The organism is Pseudomonas sp. GW822-FHT01E03 (genome assembly GCF_058802985.1).
Map to the genome: position 1 here is coordinate 219,914 of NZ_JBXAOQ010000010.1, position 21,572 is coordinate 241,485.

At 60.8% G+C, this 21,572-nt stretch carries 22 protein-coding genes; 3 read left to right on the top strand and 19 right to left on the bottom strand.

The window, feature by feature from the left end:
- The first annotated feature begins 79 nt into the window (after nucleotides 1-79).
- Nucleotides 80-1,132 (top strand): NAD(P)-dependent alcohol dehydrogenase, encoded by a 1,053-nt coding sequence (locus tag AC1RP7_RS20875; protein WP_057713737.1) that lies wholly within the window; start codon nucleotides 80-82, stop codon nucleotides 1,130-1,132.
- On the opposite strand, the gene AC1RP7_RS20880 is transcribed toward AC1RP7_RS20875, so the two are convergent.
- The 6 genes from AC1RP7_RS20880 to AC1RP7_RS20905 form a co-directional block, all read right to left on the bottom strand.
- Nucleotides 1,129-1,932: an IclR family transcriptional regulator gene (locus AC1RP7_RS20880; protein WP_150812222.1), complete on the bottom strand. Its 804-nt coding sequence runs from the start codon at nucleotides 1,930-1,932 to the stop codon at nucleotides 1,129-1,131. The genes AC1RP7_RS20875 and AC1RP7_RS20880 overlap by 4 nt on opposite strands.
- 60 nt (nucleotides 1,933-1,992) lie before the next feature.
- Entirely contained in the window at nucleotides 1,993-3,303 is a 1,311-nt protein-coding gene (locus tag AC1RP7_RS20885; protein WP_493181065.1) for an MFS transporter, read from the bottom strand.
- A gap of 171 nt (nucleotides 3,304-3,474) precedes the next feature.
- Complete coding sequence (gene dgoD / locus AC1RP7_RS20890; RefSeq protein WP_008047041.1) at nucleotides 3,475-4,623, bottom strand: galactonate dehydratase; 1,149 nt, start codon at nucleotides 4,621-4,623, stop codon at nucleotides 3,475-3,477.
- Nucleotides 4,624-4,671: 48 nt separating this feature from the next.
- Nucleotides 4,672-5,292, bottom strand: a complete 621-nt coding sequence (locus AC1RP7_RS20895) for a 2-dehydro-3-deoxy-6-phosphogalactonate aldolase (RefSeq protein ID WP_057713734.1) — start codon at nucleotides 5,290-5,292, stop codon at nucleotides 4,672-4,674.
- Nucleotides 5,293-5,311: 19 nt separating this feature from the next.
- Nucleotides 5,312-6,304 carry a 2-dehydro-3-deoxygalactonokinase gene (locus tag AC1RP7_RS20900; protein WP_493181067.1) on the bottom strand — a complete coding sequence of 331 codons (993 nt, stop codon included), beginning with the start codon at nucleotides 6,302-6,304 and terminating at the stop codon, nucleotides 5,312-5,314.
- Nucleotides 6,305-6,449: 145 nt separating this feature from the next.
- The gene (locus AC1RP7_RS20905) at nucleotides 6,450-6,932 is read right to left on the bottom strand and encodes a GNAT family N-acetyltransferase (protein WP_057713732.1); all 483 of its coding nucleotides are present in this window, start codon (nucleotides 6,930-6,932) and stop codon (nucleotides 6,450-6,452) included.
- 289 nt (nucleotides 6,933-7,221) lie between these two features.
- Between AC1RP7_RS20905 and AC1RP7_RS20910 the strand changes: the two genes are divergently transcribed.
- Nucleotides 7,222-8,427, top strand: coding sequence for an MFS transporter (locus AC1RP7_RS20910; protein ID WP_493181068.1), 1,206 nt, complete (start codon nucleotides 7,222-7,224; stop codon nucleotides 8,425-8,427).
- Between the two features lie 81 nt (nucleotides 8,428-8,508).
- Nucleotides 8,509-8,832, top strand: coding sequence for a hypothetical protein (locus AC1RP7_RS20915; RefSeq protein ID WP_150812216.1), 324 nt, complete (start codon nucleotides 8,509-8,511; stop codon nucleotides 8,830-8,832).
- A 146-nt stretch (nucleotides 8,833-8,978) separates the two neighbouring features.
- Here AC1RP7_RS20915 and araH read toward each other — a convergent pair whose 3' ends face one another.
- From araH to tmk, 13 genes are all read right to left on the bottom strand, one after another.
- Nucleotides 8,979-9,947, bottom strand: a complete 969-nt coding sequence (gene araH, locus AC1RP7_RS20920) for an L-arabinose ABC transporter permease AraH (protein WP_493181069.1) — start codon at nucleotides 9,945-9,947, stop codon at nucleotides 8,979-8,981.
- A gap of 12 nt (nucleotides 9,948-9,959) precedes the next feature.
- Nucleotides 9,960-11,504 (bottom strand): L-arabinose ABC transporter ATP-binding protein AraG, encoded by a 1,545-nt coding sequence (araG, locus tag AC1RP7_RS20925; RefSeq protein ID WP_493181071.1) that lies wholly within the window; start codon nucleotides 11,502-11,504, stop codon nucleotides 9,960-9,962.
- Nucleotides 11,505-11,568: 64 nt separating this feature from the next.
- The gene (locus AC1RP7_RS20930) at nucleotides 11,569-12,573 is read right to left on the bottom strand and encodes a substrate-binding domain-containing protein (RefSeq protein WP_429520553.1); all 1,005 of its coding nucleotides are present in this window, start codon (nucleotides 12,571-12,573) and stop codon (nucleotides 11,569-11,571) included.
- A gap of 142 nt (nucleotides 12,574-12,715) precedes the next feature.
- Complete coding sequence (locus AC1RP7_RS20935; RefSeq protein ID WP_340313674.1) at nucleotides 12,716-13,534, bottom strand: SDR family oxidoreductase; 819 nt, start codon at nucleotides 13,532-13,534, stop codon at nucleotides 12,716-12,718.
- Nucleotides 13,535-13,806: 272 nt separating this feature from the next.
- The gene (locus tag AC1RP7_RS20940) at nucleotides 13,807-14,682 is read right to left on the bottom strand and encodes an SMP-30/gluconolactonase/LRE family protein (protein ID WP_493181073.1); all 876 of its coding nucleotides are present in this window, start codon (nucleotides 14,680-14,682) and stop codon (nucleotides 13,807-13,809) included.
- Between the two features lie 127 nt (nucleotides 14,683-14,809).
- Nucleotides 14,810-15,526, bottom strand: coding sequence for a FadR/GntR family transcriptional regulator (locus tag AC1RP7_RS20945; RefSeq protein ID WP_493181075.1), 717 nt, complete (start codon nucleotides 15,524-15,526; stop codon nucleotides 14,810-14,812).
- A gap of 125 nt (nucleotides 15,527-15,651) precedes the next feature.
- Nucleotides 15,652-16,212 (bottom strand): DUF1285 domain-containing protein, encoded by a 561-nt coding sequence (locus AC1RP7_RS20950; protein ID WP_493181076.1) that lies wholly within the window; start codon nucleotides 16,210-16,212, stop codon nucleotides 15,652-15,654.
- A gap of 16 nt (nucleotides 16,213-16,228) precedes the next feature.
- Nucleotides 16,229-16,837: a DUF4823 domain-containing protein gene (locus tag AC1RP7_RS20955; RefSeq protein WP_057713723.1), complete on the bottom strand. Its 609-nt coding sequence runs from the start codon at nucleotides 16,835-16,837 to the stop codon at nucleotides 16,229-16,231.
- Between the two features lie 168 nt (nucleotides 16,838-17,005).
- Nucleotides 17,006-17,974 (bottom strand): GTP 3',8-cyclase MoaA, encoded by a 969-nt coding sequence (locus AC1RP7_RS20960; protein WP_090457196.1) that lies wholly within the window; start codon nucleotides 17,972-17,974, stop codon nucleotides 17,006-17,008.
- Between the two features lie 137 nt (nucleotides 17,975-18,111).
- A complete protein-coding gene (locus AC1RP7_RS20965) occupies nucleotides 18,112-18,750 on the bottom strand; it encodes a TetR/AcrR family transcriptional regulator (RefSeq protein ID WP_007977040.1) in 639 nt (212 codons plus the stop codon).
- Between the two features lie 342 nt (nucleotides 18,751-19,092).
- Nucleotides 19,093-19,878: a TatD family hydrolase gene (locus tag AC1RP7_RS20970; RefSeq protein ID WP_492624782.1), complete on the bottom strand. Its 786-nt coding sequence runs from the start codon at nucleotides 19,876-19,878 to the stop codon at nucleotides 19,093-19,095.
- Between the two features lie 67 nt (nucleotides 19,879-19,945).
- Nucleotides 19,946-20,932 carry a DNA polymerase III subunit delta' gene (locus AC1RP7_RS20975; RefSeq protein WP_493181077.1) on the bottom strand — a complete coding sequence of 329 codons (987 nt, stop codon included), beginning with the start codon at nucleotides 20,930-20,932 and terminating at the stop codon, nucleotides 19,946-19,948.
- Entirely contained in the window at nucleotides 20,925-21,557 is a 633-nt protein-coding gene (tmk, locus tag AC1RP7_RS20980) for a dTMP kinase (RefSeq protein ID WP_057713719.1), read from the bottom strand. Before tmk ends, AC1RP7_RS20975 begins: the two co-directional genes overlap by 8 nt.
- Between the last annotated feature and the right edge of the window lie 15 nt (nucleotides 21,558-21,572).

The window sequence follows — 21,572 nt, forward strand, 5'->3', positions numbered from 1 at the left end:
GAGGAATCGCCATGGCCGGTACAGGGGACGACGCCCAGAATGCGCCACCTCACCCGTCAGCGCTTTTGCGAGGTTCACCATGTACACCGCCATCGGATACGCCGCCCAGTCGGCCACCACTCCCCTCGCCCCCGTGAAATTCGAACGTCGCAGCCCAAGGCCTGACGACGTTGCCATCGAGATTCTCTACTGCGGCGTCTGCCATTCCGACATCCATCAGGCTCGCAACGAGTGGGGCATTGCCGTTTACCCGCTGATGCCTGGCCACGAAATCGTAGGCAAGGTGACCGCCGTGGGTGCGAGTGTCACCCAGCATAAAGTCGGCGATCTGGTCGGTGTCGGCTGCATGGTCGACTCGTGCCGCAGCTGCGAAGCCTGCCAGGCCAACCTCGAGCAATACTGCCTCGAAGGTCCGACCATGACCTACGCCACCCCGGACCGCGTGGATGGCAGCAACACCATGGGCGGCTACTCCGACAGCATCGTGGTCAGCGAGCACTTTGTGGTGCGTATCCCGGAAAAACTGCCCCTGGCCAGCGCCGCGCCGATCCTGTGCGCCGGCATCACCACCTACTCACCGCTCAAGCACTACGGCGTGAAGGCCGGTGACAAGGTCGGGATTCTCGGCATGGGCGGCCTGGGCCACATGGGCATCAAGTTCGCCAAGGCCATGGGCGCCGAGGTGACCTTGTTCACCCGTTCGGCGAGCAAGGCCGAAGAGGCTCGTCGTCAGGGCGCGGACCATGTGATCGTGTCCACCGATGATGCCCAGATGCAGGCTGCGGCCGGGCACTTCGATTTCCTGCTCGACACCATTCCGGTGCAGCACGACCTCAACCCTTACCTCGATACGCTGCGATTCGACGGCGTACATATCCTGGTGGGGTTGATCGAACCGGTGGAGCCACCGGTACATGCCGCCAAACTGGTGTTGGGGCGTCGCGTGCTCGCCGGCTCGCTGATCGGCGGCATCGCAGAAACCCAGGAAGTGCTGGATTTCTGCGCCGAGCACAACATCACCTGCGACATCGAGATGCTCGACATCCGCCAGATCAACGAGGCTTACGCCCGCATGATCGCCGGTGACGTGAAGTACCGCTTCGTCATCGACATGGCGACCTTGAAAATCTAAACCTTCAAGCCAAGCTCCGCCGACAGCCGGGCCGTGACCCCTTTGATCAGGGGAATCAGCTCGGCCATTTTTTCCAGCGGCATGTAAGGCACGGTACTGGCAATGCTGATGCCGGCGACGATGCGCTTGCTGGCATCACGGATCGGAGCGGCCACACAGCGGATCGACGGTTCGTTGTCTTCCAGGTCGAACGCATAACCGCCGGCCACATACTCGACCATGCGCTGCTGAAACTGCTCCCAGGATTGCTCCGGGTGCTGCGGCCAGAACTGGTTTTTCCCACCCACCGGCAGGCTGACTTCGTACAGGCGCTGCCACTCTTGCGGTGAATCATCGAGCATCAGCGCCTTGCCGATCCCGGTGCGCGCCAACGGCATGCGATGGCCGACCCGCGAACGCATTTCCGGGCCATTGCGCCCCGGATTCTTGTGCAGGTACAGCACTTCGTCGCCTTCACGAATCGCCAGGTGAATGGTGTCGCCGGTCAACGCCGACAACTCATCCAGGTACGGCCCGGCCAGGGTTACCAACGGCAGCTCTTCACGGGCCTGAAAGCCCAGTTCGATCAGTTTCGGCCCCAGCAAATAACCGACTTGCGGCACCACCCGCAGATAACGCTCGTCCACCAGGCAACTGGCCAGGCGATGGGTGGTGCTGCGCGTGGTGCCGATCAGCCGGGCGATTTCCTTGAGATCGCGGGCGCCGCTGGCCACGGCCTGGACCACACCCAACCCGCGAAGCAGGGTCTGGGTGCCGGTCGGCGCGGCGTCCTTGGCGATTTTTGGGGCGTCTTCCTGCATATCCAGCCTTTACCGTTGAGCGAGTGAACGGGCGGCATTATGGTCGCCCGCGTGCCACGACTACAACTTGATACGCTCGACCTTGCCCACCAGCAAGATGTAGGACAGTGCGCCAATCAGTGCAAGCACCGAGATGTAGGTGATCGCCGGGGCAAAAGAATCACCCGTCGCGAGGAAGCCGATCACGATAGGCGTGGCAATCGCCGACAGGTTGCCGATGAAGTTGAACACACCGCCGGTCAGCCCGAGCAAACGCGCCGGAGCCAAGGTCGATACCAGCGACCAGGTAATCGACGCCAGGCCATTGCCGAAGAATGCCAGCGCGAGGAAGGCAATCACTAACGGCGTCGACTCGACAAAGTTGGCGCCGATGATCGAGGTGGAAATCAGCAGGCCACTGATGATCGGCAACTTGCGGGCGAAACCTACCGTGTAATCGCGACGGATCAAAAAGTCCGAGAAGAAACCGGAACACAGCACGCCGATAAACGCGGCGAGAAACGGCAGCGACGCCAACAGGCCGGACTTGATGAAGTCCATGCCGCGATACTTCACCAGGTAGGTCGGGAACCAGGTGAGGAAGAACCACAGTGTCGAGTTGAGGCAGAACTGCCCGAGGTAAATGCCCCAGAGCTTGCGCTTGGTCAGGACAATCCCCAGGTCGGTCCAGCTGAATTTGGCTTTGACCCTGGCCTGTTCGGCCTGGATATCCACCAGCCCGCCGCCCTCGCGGATCAAATCGATTTCCGCGTCATTGGCGCCTTTGAAATCCCGTGGCTCGCGATACACCGCGTACCAGATCACCGCCCACACAATGCCCACCGCGCCGGTGGTGACGAACACCATGTGCCAGCCGAATTCGTGCTGCAGCCAGGCCAGCACCGGCGTCAGGAAGGCCAGACCGACGAATTGCCCGGAGGTATAGAAACCGATGGCCGTGGCACGCTCGCGCTCGGGGAACCAGGTGGTGACCACACGGCTGTTGATCGGGTACGCCGGCGCTTCCAGGGCGCCGACGGCCATGCGCAACACGAACAGCGCGATGAAGCTGCCGGCGAAGCCGAGCATCACCGTGGCCACCGACCACAGCAGCAAGGCAACACTGTAAAGGATGCGCGGTGGCACGCGATCCACCAGCCAGCCGCCGGGGATTTGCATGGCCGCGTAGGTCCAGCCGAACGCAGAGAAGATCAGGCCGACGTGGATCGGGTCGATGCCCAAGTCACTGGTCAATGCCGGGGCAGCGATGGACAGGTTGCTGCGGTCCAGGTAGTTGATCACCACGGTGATGAACAACAGCACCATGATGAAAAAACGCTTGCGGCTGGGCGTCACCAACGACGCCTGCCCGGTGAGGGTTTGCGGTTGCATGGGGGGTGCCTCTTCTTATGGTTATTGAGGTCGATTTGAAACTTCGCGCAGACCCCTTGTAGGAGCGAGCCTGCTCGCGATAGCGGTGTGTCATTCAGCATTGATGTCGACTGACACACCATCGCGAGCAGGCTCGCTCCTACAGGGGATAGGTGGTGGATCAGAGATCACTCACCACTCGGCAAAACTGCCATCGGCATGGCGCCAGATCGGGTTGCGCCAGCGGTGGCCGATGGCGGCGCGTTCGATCACGTATTCCTCGTTGATCTCGATGCCCAGGCCCGGGCCGTTCGGGATCTTCACGAAGCCTTTGTCGTAGTCGAACACCCTTGGGTCTTTGACGTAGTCGAGCAGGTCGTTGCTCTCGTTGTAATGGATGCCCAGGCTCTGTTCCTGGATGAACGCGTTATAGCAAGCCGCGTCCAGTTGTAGGCAGGCCGCCAGGGCAATCGGGCCCAGCGGGCAATGCAGCGCCAGCGCCACGTCGTAGGCTTCGGCCATGTTGGCGATCTTGCGGGTCTCGGTGATGCCACCAGCGTGGGAGGCATCCGGCTGGATGATGTCGACATAACCTTCGCTGAGCACGCGCTTGAAATCCCAGCGCGAGAACAGCCGTTCGCCCAGAGCAATCGGCGTACTGGTCAGCGGCGCCAACTCTTTGAGCGCTTCGTAGTTTTCGCTCAGCACCGGCTCTTCGATGAACATCAGCTTGTACGGATCAAGCTCCTTCATCAGCACCTTGGCCATGGGCTTGTGCACCCGGCCATGGAAGTCCACGCCTATGCCGACGTTCGGGCCGACGGCATCGCGCACGGCAGCGACGTTGGCCAGGGCCTGGTCGACCTTGTCGAAGGTATCGAGGAATTGCAGCTCTTCGGTGCCGTTCATTTTCACCGCGGTAAAACCACGCTCGACCGCTTCTTTCGCCGCACGCGCGGTGTCCGCTGGACGGTCACCGCCGATCCACGAGTACACACGAATCTTGTCCCGCACCTGGCCACCCAGCAGATCGCTGACCGACACGCCCAGCGCCTTGCCCTTGATGTCCCACAAGGCCTGATCGATACCAGCCAGAGCGCTCATGTGGATCGCGCCGCCACGGTAGAAGCCGCCGCGATAGAGCACGGTCCAGATGTCTTCGATGTTGCGCGGGTCTTTACCGATCAGGTAGTCGGACAATTCTTCAACGGCAGCGGCAACGGTGTGGGCGCGGCCTTCGACCACGGGCTCACCCCAACCGGTGACGCCCTCGTCGGTTTCGACCTTGAGGAAGCACCAGCGCGGCGGAACGATGAAGGTGGTCAGTTTGGTGATTTTCATCTTTTGGCTCTCTTATTAGATGCAGCGCGCTCGGCGCTCAATGAAGTCTTAGCGAAGGGCTTTCCAGGCAGCGACGTAGGCCTCGGCATTGGCCGCCACCTGCGTAGGCGTCATGCCCGGTTTGAACAGGCCGGAACCGAGGCCGAAACCTTTGACGCCGGCGTCGATGAACGACTGCATGTTGTCCGGCGTGATCCCGCCAACCGGCGCCAGCAGGGTTCCGGCAGGCAATACGGCGAGCCAGGCTTTGACGACTGCCGGCCCCATCTGCTCGGCCGGAAACAGCTTCAGCACATCCGCGCCTTCAGCCAGTGCCGTGAAGGCTTCGGTCGGCGTGGCGACACCCGGCGACAGGTACAGCCCTGCCGCTTTCGCCGCGCGCAAGACCTTCGGATCGCTATGGGGCATGACGATCACCTGGCCGCCCGCGGCTTTCACTTGCTCGACCTGCTCCGGCGTCAACACCGTACCGGCACCGATCAGGCAATCGGCGGGCAAGGTACTGCGCAGGATGCGGATACTTTCGTACGGTTCAGGGGAATTGAGCGGCACTTCGATGACGCGAAATCCGGCGGCGTACAGGACTTCGCCGATGGCCGCCGCTTCCTGCGGGCGCAGGCCACGCAGGATCGCGATCAGGCCGTTTTGCGCCAGGGCTTGTTTGAGCATGTCAGGACTCCAGTCAGGTTTAACGGGATGCGGTGCACGTGACCAGGCCGGCAGCCAGCGCCAGTTGCCACAACCCGCGTTCGGTGGCCTGATCGGCCAGAGTCACCCGGGCAAAACCGCAGGCGTCGAGCGCACGGCTGTAGCGGGCACAGAGTTGGGTGTTGCCGATGAGGATGATCGAAGGCAGATGCACGCTGTTGCGTCGGCGCCGCTGGACATTGGCCACGGCCGTCAACTCGTGGCCGATCAGCAGGCCGGACAGATAGTCCGCCTGGGCGATTGCGCTCAACTCGCCGGTCAGCCCGAGACTGCGGGCGCTGAACATCGTCGACAGCAGGCCGATTTCACCGTGCGCCGACAACGCGATCTTCACGCCGCGATCAAACGCATCGCCATCGAAAGACGCGCCACATTGTTGGGTGCGTCCGAGAATGCTGTGTTGACTGAGCACTGCGAAGACTTCGCCGGTCATGAAAGTGTCGAAGTGCACGATGCAGCCGTCGGCCACTTCCACCCATTTCGAATGGCTGCCCGGCAGGCCGATCAGCAGATCAGCGCCCGCCTCGCTCGTCAGGTTTTGCAGCACGCCGAGTACCTGGGTTTCTTCGCCGCGCATCACGTTCGGCAAAGGCGAACGCTCGATGACGCCGGGCACGATGTGCACATCGACGCCGCGCCGGCTGCGCACGGTTTGCAAGGACGTACCGAGCGTGGCGACGTTCGCCGGCGTGCCCCGGTAGGCCGCTTCGCTCCAACCCTGGGCGCTGCCGACCATGCCGCAGGCAATCACCGGCAAATCCGGCTGGGCGTCGAGCCAGTCGCCGCAAGCCTCATCGAAGGCCAGTTCGAAACCATCGGCGCATTCCCGGCCGCCAATGATTCGCGGCGCTTTCGGCAGCTGCATGATCCCCGACGACAGCGAACGCTGTTCGAGCACTTGCCCGCCTTCGGCCAGTTTGTAAGCACGTAATGAGGTTGTCCCCCAGTCGAGCGCGATCAATTGCGCCTGCATCGCTTCACCTGTTTTGGTTTTTGGCAGTGAGTGAGCGGGACTATAAACCTGCGAGGGGACAAATCTCAATATATAAATATCAATCCCATATTGTGAGACGAGACAAAAAAATCGCAGCTCGTAGGCTGCGATCTTTTAGAAGCGATCAGTTACCCGCTGCAAAATCCCGCAACACCGCCCCATCCATCCGATAGCGCACCCACTCCTCCTGCGGCTGCGCGCCCAGGGATTTGTAGAAATCGATGGCCGGCGTATTCCATTCCAGCACGCTCCACTCGAAACGGCCGCAGTCGTTGGCGCAGGCGATTTTCGCCAGATGCCGCAACAGGGTCTTGCCCGCGCCACCGCCGCGTTGCTCCGGGGTGATGTAGAGGTCTTCGAGGTACAGGCAGTTGCTGCCAAGCCAGGTGGAATAGCTGAAGAAGAACACCGCGAAACCGATGGGTGCACCCTCGCGCAGGCAGATCAGGCCATGGGCTGTGGCGCCTTCGCTGAACAGACTGCGCTCGATATCGGCAACGCTGGCGATGACTTCATGGCGGGCACGTTCGTAGTCGGCCAGTTCAGTGATGAACGCGAGGATTTGCGGTGCGTCACTGGGGGTCGCCGGGCGGATTTCGATCGTCATGGACGTGCCTTGTCAAAAGTGGAAAACGCCATACTAAGTCGGCGCGGTATTTGTGGCGAGGGAACTGTCCCAACACCTGTAGGAGCTCGCTCGCGATGGTCGTTAACGATAACGCGTGCTTTCTGGATACACGCGGTGTTCTCGGGCTCATCGCGAGCAAGCTCGCTCCTACAAAGGGGGTTTACTCCGGCCGGCACTAACCCTGGAATCGATAACCTCGGATCTAATATTCGGGGTCTGCGTGGTTAGATAGACGCGCTGCTCATTTATCCGGTCAAGGAACCGCGTCATGCCCACCGCAACACCCCCAGTTTCAAACAAGCTGTTCGGCCTTTTTTGCCTCGCCAGTTACCTGTTGTCATTGTCCTACGGCTCGACGTTTCTGCTGTCGTTGCTGATTGGTACTCGCGGCGGTAACGAACACGACGCCGGAAGTGTGATTTCGGCGGCAATGCTCAGCACCTTTGCAGCGGTGATTGTTTCCGGTCATTTGTCCGACCTGCTCGGTGCCGCCCGCTCGGTGGCGCTGTTCGGTGTATTGCTGGTAGCCGCCAGCCTGGGCTTCGCCCTGACCCCGGGCTTCGGTCACCTGTTGTTGTTTTTCGGCCTGCTGCTGGGCTTGGGCTGGGGCGTGTTCTACACCCTGGGGCCGATCATCGTGGCAAGCCTGGTGACACCCGCGCAGCGCACCAGATACTTCGCCCTGTTGTCCGGAAGCATGATGACCGGGATCGGCAGCGGCCCTTTGCTCGGCCGCGCGGCGAGTGCGCTTGGCTATCCGGTGACCGCGGCGTTTTACCTGGCGGCGCTGGCCAGCCTGATCGGCGTATTGCTATTCTGGCGCCTGGATCGACAACTGAAACCGGCGCCCGCGCAATCTGGCAGCGTGTCGCGAATTTCCTGGCGTGCAGCGGGTCAGGTGCTGTCGTCCAGGGCCGTTTTCCCGATCATCATGGTTGGTCTCGGCGGCTGTGTGTTCGGTGGTCTGTCGAGCTTTCAAACCAGTTATGCCGCAGCGCGCTCGCTCGACTATTCGCTGTTCTTCCTCGGCTTCATGAGCGCGGCGATCAGCGGCCGCATGCTGGTTGCCGGTTTCGTGGTCAAGCGCGATCCATTGCGTGCATCGTGCCTGCTTTCGGGGCTGATGCTGGCATCGATCGTGATGTTCGGTTTTGTCGTCGACAGCAGCGTCAGCTACGTGCTCGCCGCAGTGATGCTCGGGATCGGTTACGGCCTGACCTACTCGGTGATCAACGGCCTGGCCGCCAATGAAGCGCCGAACGGCACCACCGCACAATCCTTGCTGCTGTTCAGCCTGTCGTACTTCATCGGCGTGTTCGGATTTCCATTGCTGGCAGGGAAAATCATCGTCGAGCAAGGCATGCCCACGCTGTTGCTCACGGTGTTGGCGGTTGCCTCGCTCAACTGGCTGATCACCGTGGGCCGCTTGATCTGGCGTAGAGCCACAGCGGTCAGGGCACTGCAGGAGGCCTGAGCCGTTCGTCGCTGACAATGCACCCATCCGGATCGAGGGCGGACTAATCAGGTAAGGACTCTACTCGCTGGAGACACCACCATGACCCTGTCCAGGTTGACCGCCCTCGTTCTCACTGCCCTTTTATCCGCCGCCTCCTTCGCCGGAACCATCGGCTCGAGCACCGGCCCGACCAATCCGGTGGAAAAACCCAGGGCTCCCGCCATCCAGAGTGCCCCCGGCATGAACACCGATGGCACGACGATCGACCATAACCTGCCGCCCGCCACCGGCACCGACCCGCGGATTCAAGGCAACGACGCGGGACGTCAGGGCGGGACGAACCTGCCCGACAAAAAAACACCCGGCAGTGGTGGCCTCGGTTCAAGCACCACCGAGGACGAGGAAAGCCATTTGAGAGAGTAATGAAGCCAGGAGAAATCCCATGCCTCGTGGAAGCAAAACCAAATACACCGCCGAGCAAAAGCGCAAGGCGGGTTAAGGCCAACTTTTTGTGCTGAAGCTGTTGGCCTCATCGCGAGCAAGCTCGCTCCCACAGGTGTAATGGGGTGTCAGCGCTGTTTCAGGCGGTCAATCACGACGGCCAGAAGCAAAATCGAACCCCGGATCACATACTGATAAAACGTATCGATGTTCTTCAGGTTCATCGCATTTTCGATGATCGCCAGAATCAACACCCCGGCGATCACGTGCCGGATCATCCCGATCCCGCCACTCAACGACACCCCGCCCAGCACGCAGGCCGAGATCACCGTCAATTCGAAACCCTGGCCGATCATTGGCTGGCCGGAGGTCATGCGCGAGGCCAGGATCACCCCGGCCAACGCGCCGATCACACCGTGTACGGCGAAGATGATGATCTTGGTCCGGTCGACATTCACGCCGGCCAGCAGTGCCGCTTCCTGGTTGCCGCCGATGGCCATGGTGTTGCGCCCGTAGGTGGTGTAGTTCAGCAGCCAGCCGAAGAACAGGAAGCAGACGATGGTGATCAGGATCGGTACCGGCACGCCAAACATCTGGCCGTTACCGAACACAAAGAACGATTCCTGGGACACCCCCACCGCTTTGCCGTTGGCGAAGATGTAGGCCAGACCGCGCACGATCTGCATGGTCGCCAGCGTGGTGATCAGCGCATTGACCCGCAGCTTGGCGATCACTATCCCGTTGATCAACCCGACGATCAGGCCCATCACCAGCGCCGCACCGACACCGAGAAACACGCTGTCGGTGTCGCGCATCACCACCGCCGCGACCACCCCGGCACAAGCAATCACCGAGCCCACCGACAAGTCGAAATGCCCGGACGCCAGGCAATACAACATGGTGCACGCAGCGATCCCGGTGGTGGAAATCGCCAGGCCCAGGCCACGCATGTTCAGCGGTGAAAGGAAGTTGTCGATCAGCAAGGTACAGGCGACAAAAATGCCGACCGCCGCCAGCAGCATCACCCAGTCATCAAGGAAGCGCCGCATGTCCAGCGGTTTGCGCGTGGTCGGCAGGGTGTTGTTTTGGGTTGTCATCATAGTCACCTCTCAGTTCGCCACGCCGTCGGCGCGTTGGCGCGGCAAAGCCAGTTGCAGCAGGTTGGATTCGTTGGCCTGTTCGCGGCTCAGTTCGCCACGCAGGGCGCCTTCGCACAGCACCAGGATGCGGTCGGAAATGCCCATGACTTCCATCAAGTCGCTGGACACCACAATCACCGCGATCCCCTCGGCTGCCAGGTTATGGATGATCTGGTAGATCTCGGCCTTGGCACCGATGTCGATGCCGCGTGTGGGTTCGTCGAGCAACAGCACTTTCATCGGCATCGACAGCCAGCGGCCGAGAATGGCCTTCTGCTGATTGCCACCGGACAGGTACATGATTTTCTGCGCCGCGTTGGGCGTCTTCACTTTCAGCGCCTTGATCTGCTGCTCGGCGTTGTCCTTTTCCCACAGGCCACGCAACAGGCAACCGAAGGTGGAGTGGGCGCCACGCGCACTGATGTTGATGTTCTCGGCGACGCTGGCCAGCGGCAGGATGCCTTCCTTCTTGCGGTCTTCGGGGCACAACAGGATCCCGGCGGCAATCGCGTCCCGGGGTGAACGCAGCTTCAGTTCATGGCCTCGAAGTTTCAGCTGTCCGGCGCTGTTGCGCGCCAGGCCACTGAGCAAGCGCAACAGCTCGGTGCGACCGGCCCCAACCAGCCCGAACAGCCCGAGGATTTCGCCTTTGTGCACCTCGAAACTCACTGGCTCGCGCAACCCCGGCCCGAGCAGTCCGTCGACCTTGAGTGCCACCGCGCCGCGCTGGCGCGGGCGGTAATCGTAGATGTCCTGGATGTCGCGCCCGACCATGCAGGTGACCAGTTGATCGTGGGTCAGTTGGCTCATGTCATCGAACGTGCGCACGTAGCGCCCGTCCTTGAACACCGTCACCGCGTTGCAGATGCGAAACACCTCTTCCATGCGATGGGAGACATAGAGCACCACTTTGCCTTCGTCCCGCAGCCGGCCGATGATCGCCATCAAGCGGTCGATCTCCCTTGCCGAAAGGCTGCTGGTGGGTTCGTCGAAGGCAATCACGTGGGCGCCACGGGACAAAGCCTTGGCGATTTCCACCAGTTGCCGCTGGCCGAGGGACAGGCGCCCGACCTTCTCCTGCGGGTCGATTTCATCGGCCAGGCCTTTGAGGCAGGACAGTGCCTGCTGGCGCAGGGTGCTGCGATTGATCAGGCCGAAACTGGCTGGCAGATGCCCGAGAAACAGGTTCTCGGCCACGGTCATTTCCGGCACCAGATGCAACTCCTGGTGGATCACCGCGACGCCACTGCCGATGCTGTCGGCGGTGGACTTGAAGTCCATCGTCCGCTCGCCGATCTGCAAGGCACCGCTGCAAGGCGTGTAGGCCCCACCGAGAATTTTCAGCAACGTCGACTTGCCGGCGCCGTTCTCGCCCATCAAGGCGTGAACCTGCCCCGGATGGGCGACGAAGCTGATGTTGTCCAGCGCATTCACCCCGGGAAAGGTCTTGCCGATCCCGTTGAAGCGCAAGCTGCCGGTAAGGCTGTGTTCGTGTTGGATTGTTTGCGCGTGCATAACCACCTCTTCACACCGATCAGGCGACCCCGCCGCCGAGGCCGCCGCTGAAGTCAAACGGCCGTCAGTTCCACAGGCCGATCTTTTCCAGTTCCTGCTTGAAGTTGTCGCGGGTGATCAGCGTCACGTCATCCATGGCGGTGTACTTCGCCGGTTCTTTGCCGGTGGTGACCCACTCGTACATCATGCTGGCGGTGTTGTAGCCCTCGATGTGCGGGCTCGGCAGCATCGAGCCGTAGAAGCCGCTGTCGGGTTTCTTCAGCTCGCCGATGGCGTCGGTGCCGTTGATGCCGATGCCGATCACGTTGGCCGCGGCGAAACCGGCGCTCTCGGTGGCGCGCACACCGCCGAGGACGGTGTTGTCGTTCATGCCGCCGATGATCAGGTTTTTCGCCGCCCCCGGCAGTTTCACCAGGGCCGAGTTGGTGGCGTCCATGCTGCCCGGCACGTCGAGGGTCTTGAGGGCCGCGAACAGGATGTGGTCTTTCGGCATGCCGGCATCCTGCAGCGCTTTCACCGAACCGTCGGTGCGCTTTTTGCCGGTGTCGAGTTCGTTGTAGGTGTTGATCACCGCATAGGTGTCTTTCCAGTCCCAGCCGCGTTTCTTCGCTTCGGTCGCCATGGCATTGCCTTGTTTCTGGCCGACTTCGAAAGCGGCCATGCCGAGGTACGGCACGTCTTCCATGAACTTGCCGCTGGCATCGACGAAACGGTCATCGACGGCGATCACTTTCAACCCGTTGAGTTTGGCCTTGGCCATGATCGCCGGGCCAAGGGACACGTCCGGCGGGCAGATCACGAACCCCTTGGCGCCATTGGCCGCGAGGCTGTCGATGGCAGAAAGGGTTTTCTCACCGTCGGGCACAGCGATCTTGATCAGGGTGAAGCCTTTCTCTTTCGCGGCCTTTTCGGCAAAGGCCCACTCGGTCTGGAACCAGGGTTCTTCGGCCTGCTTGACCAGGAAACCGATCTTCACTTCCTCGGCTGCCAGCAGCGTGTTGCTCAGGCTGAACGCCGAGACCGCCAACGCGGCACAGCACAGGGAACGGATAGCATGACGACGATTCATAAGCTGACTCCTTGTTATTTTTCTTGAGCACTCGTTGAAAGCGTTCTTTGTTAACCAACGGGCGGTAAAAACATACTGCCAATAGTCATATCGTATGATGATTGGATTTCAGGCGAAGCAAGGCGCCGGAAAGCCCGATCACTCAGTCGTGGTACATCACCGAGCGACCACCATCGATGGTGATGCACGAGGCATTGATGAACGGCGCTTCATCACTGGCCAGGAACACGGCGGTCATTGCCACTTCGATCGGCTGCCCGATGCGGCGCGGCGGGTGCAGGTCAAACGCGCGCTGGCGTTCGGCGTGGGGGTCGGCAAAACCGTTCCAGTAATCGACGTTCAACTGGGTTTCGATGTAGCCCGGCGCAATCGCGTTGACGCGCACACCCTTGGGCGCATATTCGATGCCCAGCGCGCGGGTCAGACCGAGCAGGCCATGCTTGGCCACCGGGTACGGGAAGCAGCCAGGAATGATGTGGGTGGAATGGGTGGACGCGATATTGATGATGCTGCCGACGCCCTGCTCGATCATCTGCGGCAGCACTGCCTTGCAACCGTACCAGGCACCATCGAGGTCGATGGCAAAGCAGCGACGCCAGTCTTCCTCGGTCATTTCCAGCGGATCGCGGAATACGTTGACCCCGGCGCAGTTGACCAGCACATCGATCCGGCCGTGCAGGTCGATCGCCAGCCGGGCCATGGCGTGCAGGTCCTGCTGACGCGACACGTCGGCCTTGATCGCCACCACATCGGCGCCCTGGTCTCGCCAATGCGCCGCGACCTTCTCGACTTTCTCGCCCTGAATGTCGCTGATGATCAGCCTGGCCTGCTGGGACGCGAAGGTCGCCACAATCGCTTCGCCAATACCCTGGGCGGCACCGGTCAGCAATACGACCTTGTTTTTCAGGCGTTCGCCCTTGGGCGGTTCGGGCACCGGTGGCAATGACAGTGGTTCAGCCATGAATCAAGACTCCTGTTCGAAAACACGACGAAAACCGGGCATCTGTCGATGTCCGGTCAAAAGGCGCTGGGTAGGAAACAGGTGAGCGCGAAACGTTTCAGCCTGGAAACGTTCTGAGGCACAGGCTCCGCAAGGGAGCACGGGGGAACTTCGCTGCATCACTTCACCTGTTTTGTTTTTTTAAGTGTGAGTGCATGTAACTGGTGAGGCCGACTATAAACCTGGCCTGCAATAAATCTCAATATATATATTTACATCCCATATTCTGGGATTTAACCAGCAAAGCGCGTGCAATGTTTTCCAGGCACATCTACTGCGATCGACAACACAGCCCCATCCAACGGATGGCCCAGCGGACTGGCCGCGCTGGTGATGTACAGAGTTTTGAGGTCTGAACCGCCGAACACGCAACTGGTGGGACGACTGACCGGCAGTTCGATGATCCGATCGACTTTACCGTCCAGGCTCAACCTGAGCAGGCAGCTGCCGTCCCAACGGGCATTCCAGATAAAACCTTCGGCATCCATCGCTGAACCATCCGGGCCGCCACGCTCGTGCGGACCAAACCAGACCTGCGGCGCATCGAGGGCTCCGTCGGTACGGATGAAATGTCGATACAAGGTGCCGTCGAGGCTGTCGCCGAAATACACGCTGGTGGCGTCATCGCTCCACAGCAGCGTGTTGGGAATGCCCAGATTGCGCAGCAACGGCGCAACCCGCCCGGCGCGATCGATGCGGAACAGTCCACCGGAACGGTGGACGATGGGCAGGTCTTCGCCGTTTGCGCCGATGTTGTTTTGCATGGTGCCGAGCCAGAGCCGGCCTTGGGCGTCGCAACGGGCTTCATTGGGGCGGTTGCCCGGTTGCGGATCCGCAACGCAAAACAGTGTCAGGCGCGGCGCCAGGCCCGGTGAATCGAGATCGAGCCGATACACGCCGCTGCTCAATGCCACCAGGGCATCGCCGCTTTCGCAGGGAATGAACGCCGACACGTGCTCCGGCATCTGCCAGATCTGCACGTTGGCGCCGATCAACCGCAACGCCTGCTTACCGGCGATATCCACCCAGTACAGGGCTTGGGTGGGCGCATCCCAGAATGGGCCTTCGCCCAGTTGTGCCCGATGCCCGGTAACCACGCTCCACGTCATGAAGCCTCCTGCGTTGTTCTTGTTTTTATTGTGTAGGAGCCAGCTTGCTCGCGAAGGTGTGCCAGTCAACCTGGTGGTAGCTGATACACCATCGCGAGCAAGCTCGCTCCTACAGTGGTTCGAGCTGTCAGCTGGCTTTTTTATCGGCCATGACTTGCGGGTAGTAACGCTTGATCGCAAGGGCCGCGTTATCGATCAGGGTCATGCAGGCCCAGACACCCCGGGCGGTATCCCGGGCCGCGATAGCCTCGGCCAGGTCCCGGTGAATCGGCAGGGTGCGACGCAGTTCATCCGGGTCGGCGGCGGACACTTCAAAGGCCACCGCCAGCAACGCGCCGAGGGCGGGAACCATTTGTTCAATGAATTGATTGTGGCTGGCGGCGAGGATGCACTCGTGGAAGAACTGATCGGCGCGGTTGTAATCGATGCCGCTGTCCACCGCCCGTTCCAGCGCGTTGCAGGCCAACAGGATCTCGTTCACCTGTTCGCCGGTTGCGCGCTCGCAGGCCCAGCGCACGGCCATCGGTTCGATGGTGCGGCGCAGGTCGAGCAGATCGTCGACGAAGTTTTCCGGTAAGCCGCTGCGCGACAACCAGCCAACGACTTGTGGATCGAAGAGGTTCCAGCGCCGCACTGGCAATACCCGCGTGCCGACTTTCGGCCCGACCTCGAGCATGCCTTTGGCAACCAGGGTCTTGATGGCTTCACGGATGACCGTGCGGCTCACGCCGAGTTGTTCGCCGAGGTCGGCTTCGACCTTGAGTGACTCACCTGGCTTGACCTGCCCCGTGGCGAGCCAACAACCCAGCCAGTCAACCGTCGATGCATGAAAGCTGCTGGACATGGACACCTCAATGCCGTTCGCGATGGAGGCCCACGCTAATCATCATATGATTGGATGTCAATTTGATTTTTTGAGTGTTCGCAGAAACCACTGTGGGAGCGAGCTTGCTCCCACAGGGTTATGGGTCAGGGTTCGAGACCGATAGGGAAGAACTCGCCGCCACTCCATACACCGAGCCAGCGCTGGCCGTCGATCTCGCGACTCACCGCCAGCTCCACCAATTGATAGAACACGTTGCGATGGATCAACGCTTCGAGATTGCTGCGCACATGCACGTAAGGGGCAGGCTCTTGCGTTAGCGGGTCGATGACCACACGCAGGAGGTGCTCGGCGCCGGCCTCGGTGGTTTCATCGACGTTGGTGGTAAAGCGCAACACCTGCGCCTCGCCCTCGCCTTCCACGTCCACCGCGATCGCCACGAACGGCGCATCGTCAACCTTGATCCCGACCTTTTCCACCGGAGTGATCAGGAAATAATCATCGCCGTCGCGGCGAATGATAGTGGAGAACAGTTTGACCATCGGCTTGCGCCCGATCGGCGTGCCCAGGTAATACCAGGTGCCGTCCCGGGCGATGCGCATGTCGATGTCGCCGCAGAAATCGGGATTCCACAGGTGCACCGGCGGCAAGCCTTTGGTCTTGGGGATTTGCCCCAGCAAGTCGTTGGCTTTTTGCGGGCCACTCATGGCGTTCTCCTTGAAATTACTGGTCGCTGAGCCCCAGCAGGCTGCGCGCGTATTGCTCCAGCGGCGGGCCCATCAGGTCTTCGGGTTTTTTATCGTGGAACGTCAGTAAACCGCCACGACTCTTGATGGTTGCAGTATCAATCAAATACTGGGTGCTGGTCTCGATCAACATGATCTGAATCATACCGCTGTCGATGCCGAGACGATCCAGGGCTTCCTGGTCCAGCCACTCGTCCGAGTTGCCGATACGGTCGTCAGACTTGGCAAACCGGGTGTAGAGCAGATAGTGCGCACCGGCCGCACGGGCTTCACCCATGGCCTGGTCGAGGCCTTCCGGCGTGCGAGCACGGCGGACCATCGGGAAATATTCGACGAAGCCGTCGAACGCGACTTCGGCAATCACGTTGGGCCGCGGATAAACGGCGCTGCCCGGCGGCATGAAAGCGCCCTGGGCGATGTAGACGAACGAGTCCGGCTGAATGCGCAGGTTGTTTACGCGACGGCTGTCACTGTGATCGAGCAGCCCCGCATCGCTCATATGGTAACGAGTCCCTTCGGCCATATCGCTGACGTTCATGCAGCCACCAAGTGCCAAAACGGCCAGCAGCAAAACCAGGCTACGCATCCTATCCTCCAGAGGCCGGTGTCGGAAAACCGGCGAATGGCCGTAGGATGCAGCTTTTGCGCCAGCTCATGAGCAGTGGCATCAGACAGTCCGAATCGCGAGCAAGCTCGCTCCCACAGGGAATTGCATATCACCTGTGGGAGCGAGCTTGCTCGCGATTGCGGAAGATCAGCCGCCGATAATCTTCATGACAGTCGCGCCGCCAGAGAACGCCACTTCCTGCTTGTCACCCAAGGCTTTCACCAGCAGCCGCTGCAAGGCCGGCAGGGCCTGATGGCGTGGCTTGTCCAGCAGATCACCGATGTAATGGCGATTGCTCGACGACAGGCAGCCATGCAGCCACCCGGTGGAAGACAAACGAAGTCGCGAACAGGTGCGGCAGAAAGGCACGCTCTCGTTGGCGATCACGCCGAAATAACCCTGGCCGGGAATTTCATATCGAACGGCCGTCGCATCGACCGGGGCATCGGCTTGCAGGTATTCGTAGCGCTCGCCGATCAGGCTCAGCAATTGCTGGAGACTGACGAACTGCTGCAGAAAGGCATTGGAATCGTTGGCCAGGTGGCCCATGCGCATCAGTTCGATGAAGCGCAGCTCATAACCGCGCTCCAGGCAGTAGTCGAGCAGCGGCATCACTTGATCGAGGTTCTGTCCGCGCAGCGGCACCATGTTGACCTTGATCTTCATGCCGGCCGCACTGGCCTCGCTCATGCCGTCGAGCACGGTGGCCAGGTCGCCGCCCCGGGCAATACTGCGGAACGCACTGGCGTCGAGAGTATCGAGGGAGACGTTGAGGCGCCGGATACCGGCGTTCACCAGCAGCGGCAGTTTCTTCGCCAGCAACTGGCCATTGGTGGTCAGGCTGATGTCTTCCAGGCCCATCTGCCCGACCGCCGTCATGAACGCCTCGAGTTTCGGGCTGACCAACGGCTCGCCGCCGGTAATGCGCAGACGCTCGATGCCCGCCGCTTCAATCAGATAAGCCACGCCGCGCGCCATGGCTTCGGCCGACAATTCATCCTGCGCAGCCACCAGCCGCTTGCCGTTGGGCACGCAGTAGGTACAGGCGTAATTGCAGGCAGAGGTCAGACTGATTCGCAAGTTGCGAAAACGCCTGCCTTGACGATCAACGATCATGGTCACTCCGGCGGAAGAATATCGGGCCGCTAAAACTTGACTCAGAAATCAAGTTTTAGCAAGTCCTCTACCTGAGTATATTCCTGCGCTACTGCGCCATGTAGCGAAATCATGGCGCAATAAGGCAACTGAATGGCTCAGCTGCCGGAAGTGTCGGTGTCACGCTTGCGCTTGTTGCCCATGCGCACGCCGATGTCCATCAGGAACTGGAAGAAACCTTCCTGATCTTCCAGCACATTGCTCCAGAACGGCGAGTGATACAGCGCGACGGCACCGTGCACCAGCGCCCAGGACGCGCAGTAGTGGAAGTAAGGTGGCACGTCTTCCAGCTTGCCTTCGCTGATCCGGCCCTTGATCAGCAAGGTCAGGCGTTCGAAGTTCGAGGCACGGATCTTGTGCAGCTCCTCGATCATCTCCGGCACCTGGTTGCCCTTGACCACTTTCTCTTCGAGGCGGTCGAACAGGCGATAGCGTTGTGGATCGCGCATGCGGAATTCGAAGTAGGCCCGGGACAGGGCTTCCTTGTCCTTGTCGACATCGGCCGAATGCAGCAGAGCGTTCAAATCGCGCTCGTAGTCGAGCATCAGGCGCAGATAGATTTCCGCCTTGGATTTGAAGTGCTTGTAGATCGTGCCTTTGCCGATACCGACGGCATCAGCAATCATCTCGACGGTGACACTGTCTTCACCTTGTTCGAGGAACAGCTTGAGCGCGGTATCGAGAATTTCCTGCTCGCGGCGACGGAATTCACGGACCTTACGAGGTTCTTTATGCATAAGAAAAGGTCTGTCGGGGTCAAAATTCGAAGCCGCGTATTATGCCTAACTTACGCAAAAATGCACGGATCATCCGACCATATCTGCGCTTTCTGGTCATTCCGCGTACGTTTACAGGGTGATGAGAACTCTTCCGAAGCGCACGTATTCCAAATTTGTTTAAAAACCCGGACCGGTAAACTGGACGAGGCGCAATCCTGATCAATACTTGAACTGTCGGCGGGGCATCTCCCCCAAGTGTCACGCCGATATTGGTACCAACGGACCGCGTGCCATTGTTTTACTCCTAATGGTCTTAACCCGGATTCACCCCCCAGAACCCGGGTTTTTTTTGCCTGCGATTTAACCTTTTACGTGTGCCAGCGGGAACAGTCGCTTGAAATTCGCCGTGGTTTGCTCAGCAAACCGCTCGTAGGGCTCACCGCGCAACATTGACAGAAATTCCGCAACTTCACGCACGTACTGCGGCAGGTTTGGTTTGCCGCGATAGGGGATCGGTGCCAGGTACGGCGAGTCGGTTTCCACCAGCAATCGGTCGGCCGGCACCTTGCTGGCCACATCACGCAATGCGTCGGCATTGCGAAAAGTGACAATCCCGGACAGGGAAATGTAATAGCCCATGTCCAGCGCGGCCTTCGCCATCTCCCAGTCTTCGGTGAAGCAATGCAACACGCCTGCCTGGGGCAGCGCCGCGTCCCGCAGCAAGTCCAGGGTATCGGTGCGGGCGCCACGGGTATGGATGATCACCGGTTTGCCGGTCTGCTGCGCTGCTTGCAGGTGCAGGCGGAACGATTCCTGCTGCAACTCTGCTGCTTCCGGCTCGTAGTGGTAATCGAGGCCGGTTTCGCCAATCGCCACCACCCGCGGGTGATTGAGTTCCTGCAACAGCCAGTCCAGCGCCGGCGCGCCCCCCGGCTGCACATCCAGAGGGTGCACGCCCACCGAGCAGTCGACATCGTCATAACGTTCGGCCAGGGCCTTGACGTCGGCCGCGTTGTCCGCGCTGACACCGATACACAGAAAGTGCCCCACCCCACGCTGCCGGGCAGCTTCCAGGGCAGCATCCAGGGAGCCCTCGTGGGCGGTCAGGTCAAGGCGATCAAGGTGACAATGGGAATCTACGAGCATAAAGGGCTGCAACTTGTATGGGTGGGACGGTCGGATGTTCTGATACTCAGAGTCTAGGCGCAGACAGTCATCGTTGGGCAGGCAACGACACCCATTGCACCAGCAATGCTTCCAGCAACAAGGCCGGGTTGAGGTTGGCCTTGCTCAGGACTTTCTGCCGCTGGGCGAGGATCCAGTCCTGAATATCGAGGACTTTGCCCTGGGCGCTTTTCTGCGCCAGGTATTGCACGACCTTGCGCATGTCGGTCAGGCCGAGGCCGGCTTCATCCTGAGTCAATTGATAGCGCAGGATCAGGCTCGACCAATCGCAGAACCAATCGAACAGGCGCAACATCGGAATGTTTTTCCATTCTTCGGCCAGTTGCGTCGGCGACTGCTGTTGCTTGAGGAGTTTTTTCACCCCTTCCACCACTTGCGCGCGCTGTTCACGCACGCCCTGAGCCTGGAGATTGACCGCCGCCAGCGGCGAACCGGCGGCCAGCGTCAGCAGTTCGACGCGCTCATCTTCGGAGGATTCCGGCAACGCCTGGGCCAACCACTTCAAGCTCATGGCCTCGCCCGGCAGCGGACAGGCCTGCTGCACGCAGCGACTCTTGATGGTTGGCAACAAGCGGCTCGGCTGATGGCTGACCAGCAACAGAACGGTATCGCCGGACGGTTCTTCAAGGCTTTTGAGCAAGGCGTTGGCGGCGTTGATGTTCATCGACTCGGCCGGCTCGATCAGCACCACTTTGCGCCCGCCCAACTGCGCGGTCTGCACCACGAAACCGACCAGGTCGCGAACCTGGTCGACCTTGATCGCCTTGTCGGCTTCTTCCGGCTCCAGGATGTAGTTATCCGGATGGCTGCCAGCCTTGAGCAGCAGGCAGGATTTGCATTCGCCGCAGGCTTGCAGCGCGTTCGGGCGCTGGCACAGCAAGCTGGCCATCAAGCGCTCTGCCAGTGCCCGCTTGCCGATTCCGGCGGGGCCATGCAGCAGGTAGGCGTGCGCATGCTGGGTGCGACCGGCCAGTTGCTGCCAGAGGTTTTCCTGCCACGGATAGGCCTCAGCCACGGCTCAACTCCAGCAGGCGCGGCAGCAAGGCATCCAGCGATTGCTGAACCTGTGCCAACGGCTGGGCAGCATCGACCAGCACATAACGCGCCGGATCCGCCTTGGCCCGCTTGAGGAAGGCACTGCGTACCGCGTCGAAAAAGGTCCGGCCTTCGAGCTCGAAGCGATCCAGACGACCACGAGCGCTGGCGCGGGCCAGGCCGACCTCGACAGGCAGATCGAAAATCAGCGTGAGATCCGGGCGCAGATCGCCCTGGACGAAGGTTTCCAGGGTCGCGATGCGCTCCAGCGACAAGCCGCGACCGCCGCCTTGATAGGCGTATGTCGAGTCGGTAAAACGATCACACAAGACCACGGCACCGCGGGCCAGCGCCGGGCGAATCACCTCGGCCAGATGCTGGGCACGCGCCGCGAACACCAACAGCAACTCGGTATCCGGGTTCATGACTTCATCGACCGGGGCCAGCAGCACTTCACGAATGCGCTCGGCCAACGGCGTGCCACCCGGCTCGCGGGTCAGCACCACCTCGATGCCGGCGGCGCGCAGGCGCTCGGCCAGGTATTCGCGATTGGTGCTCTTGCCGGCGCCTTCCGGGCCTTCCAGAGTAATAAACAAGCCAGTCACAGGCAGTCCTTAATC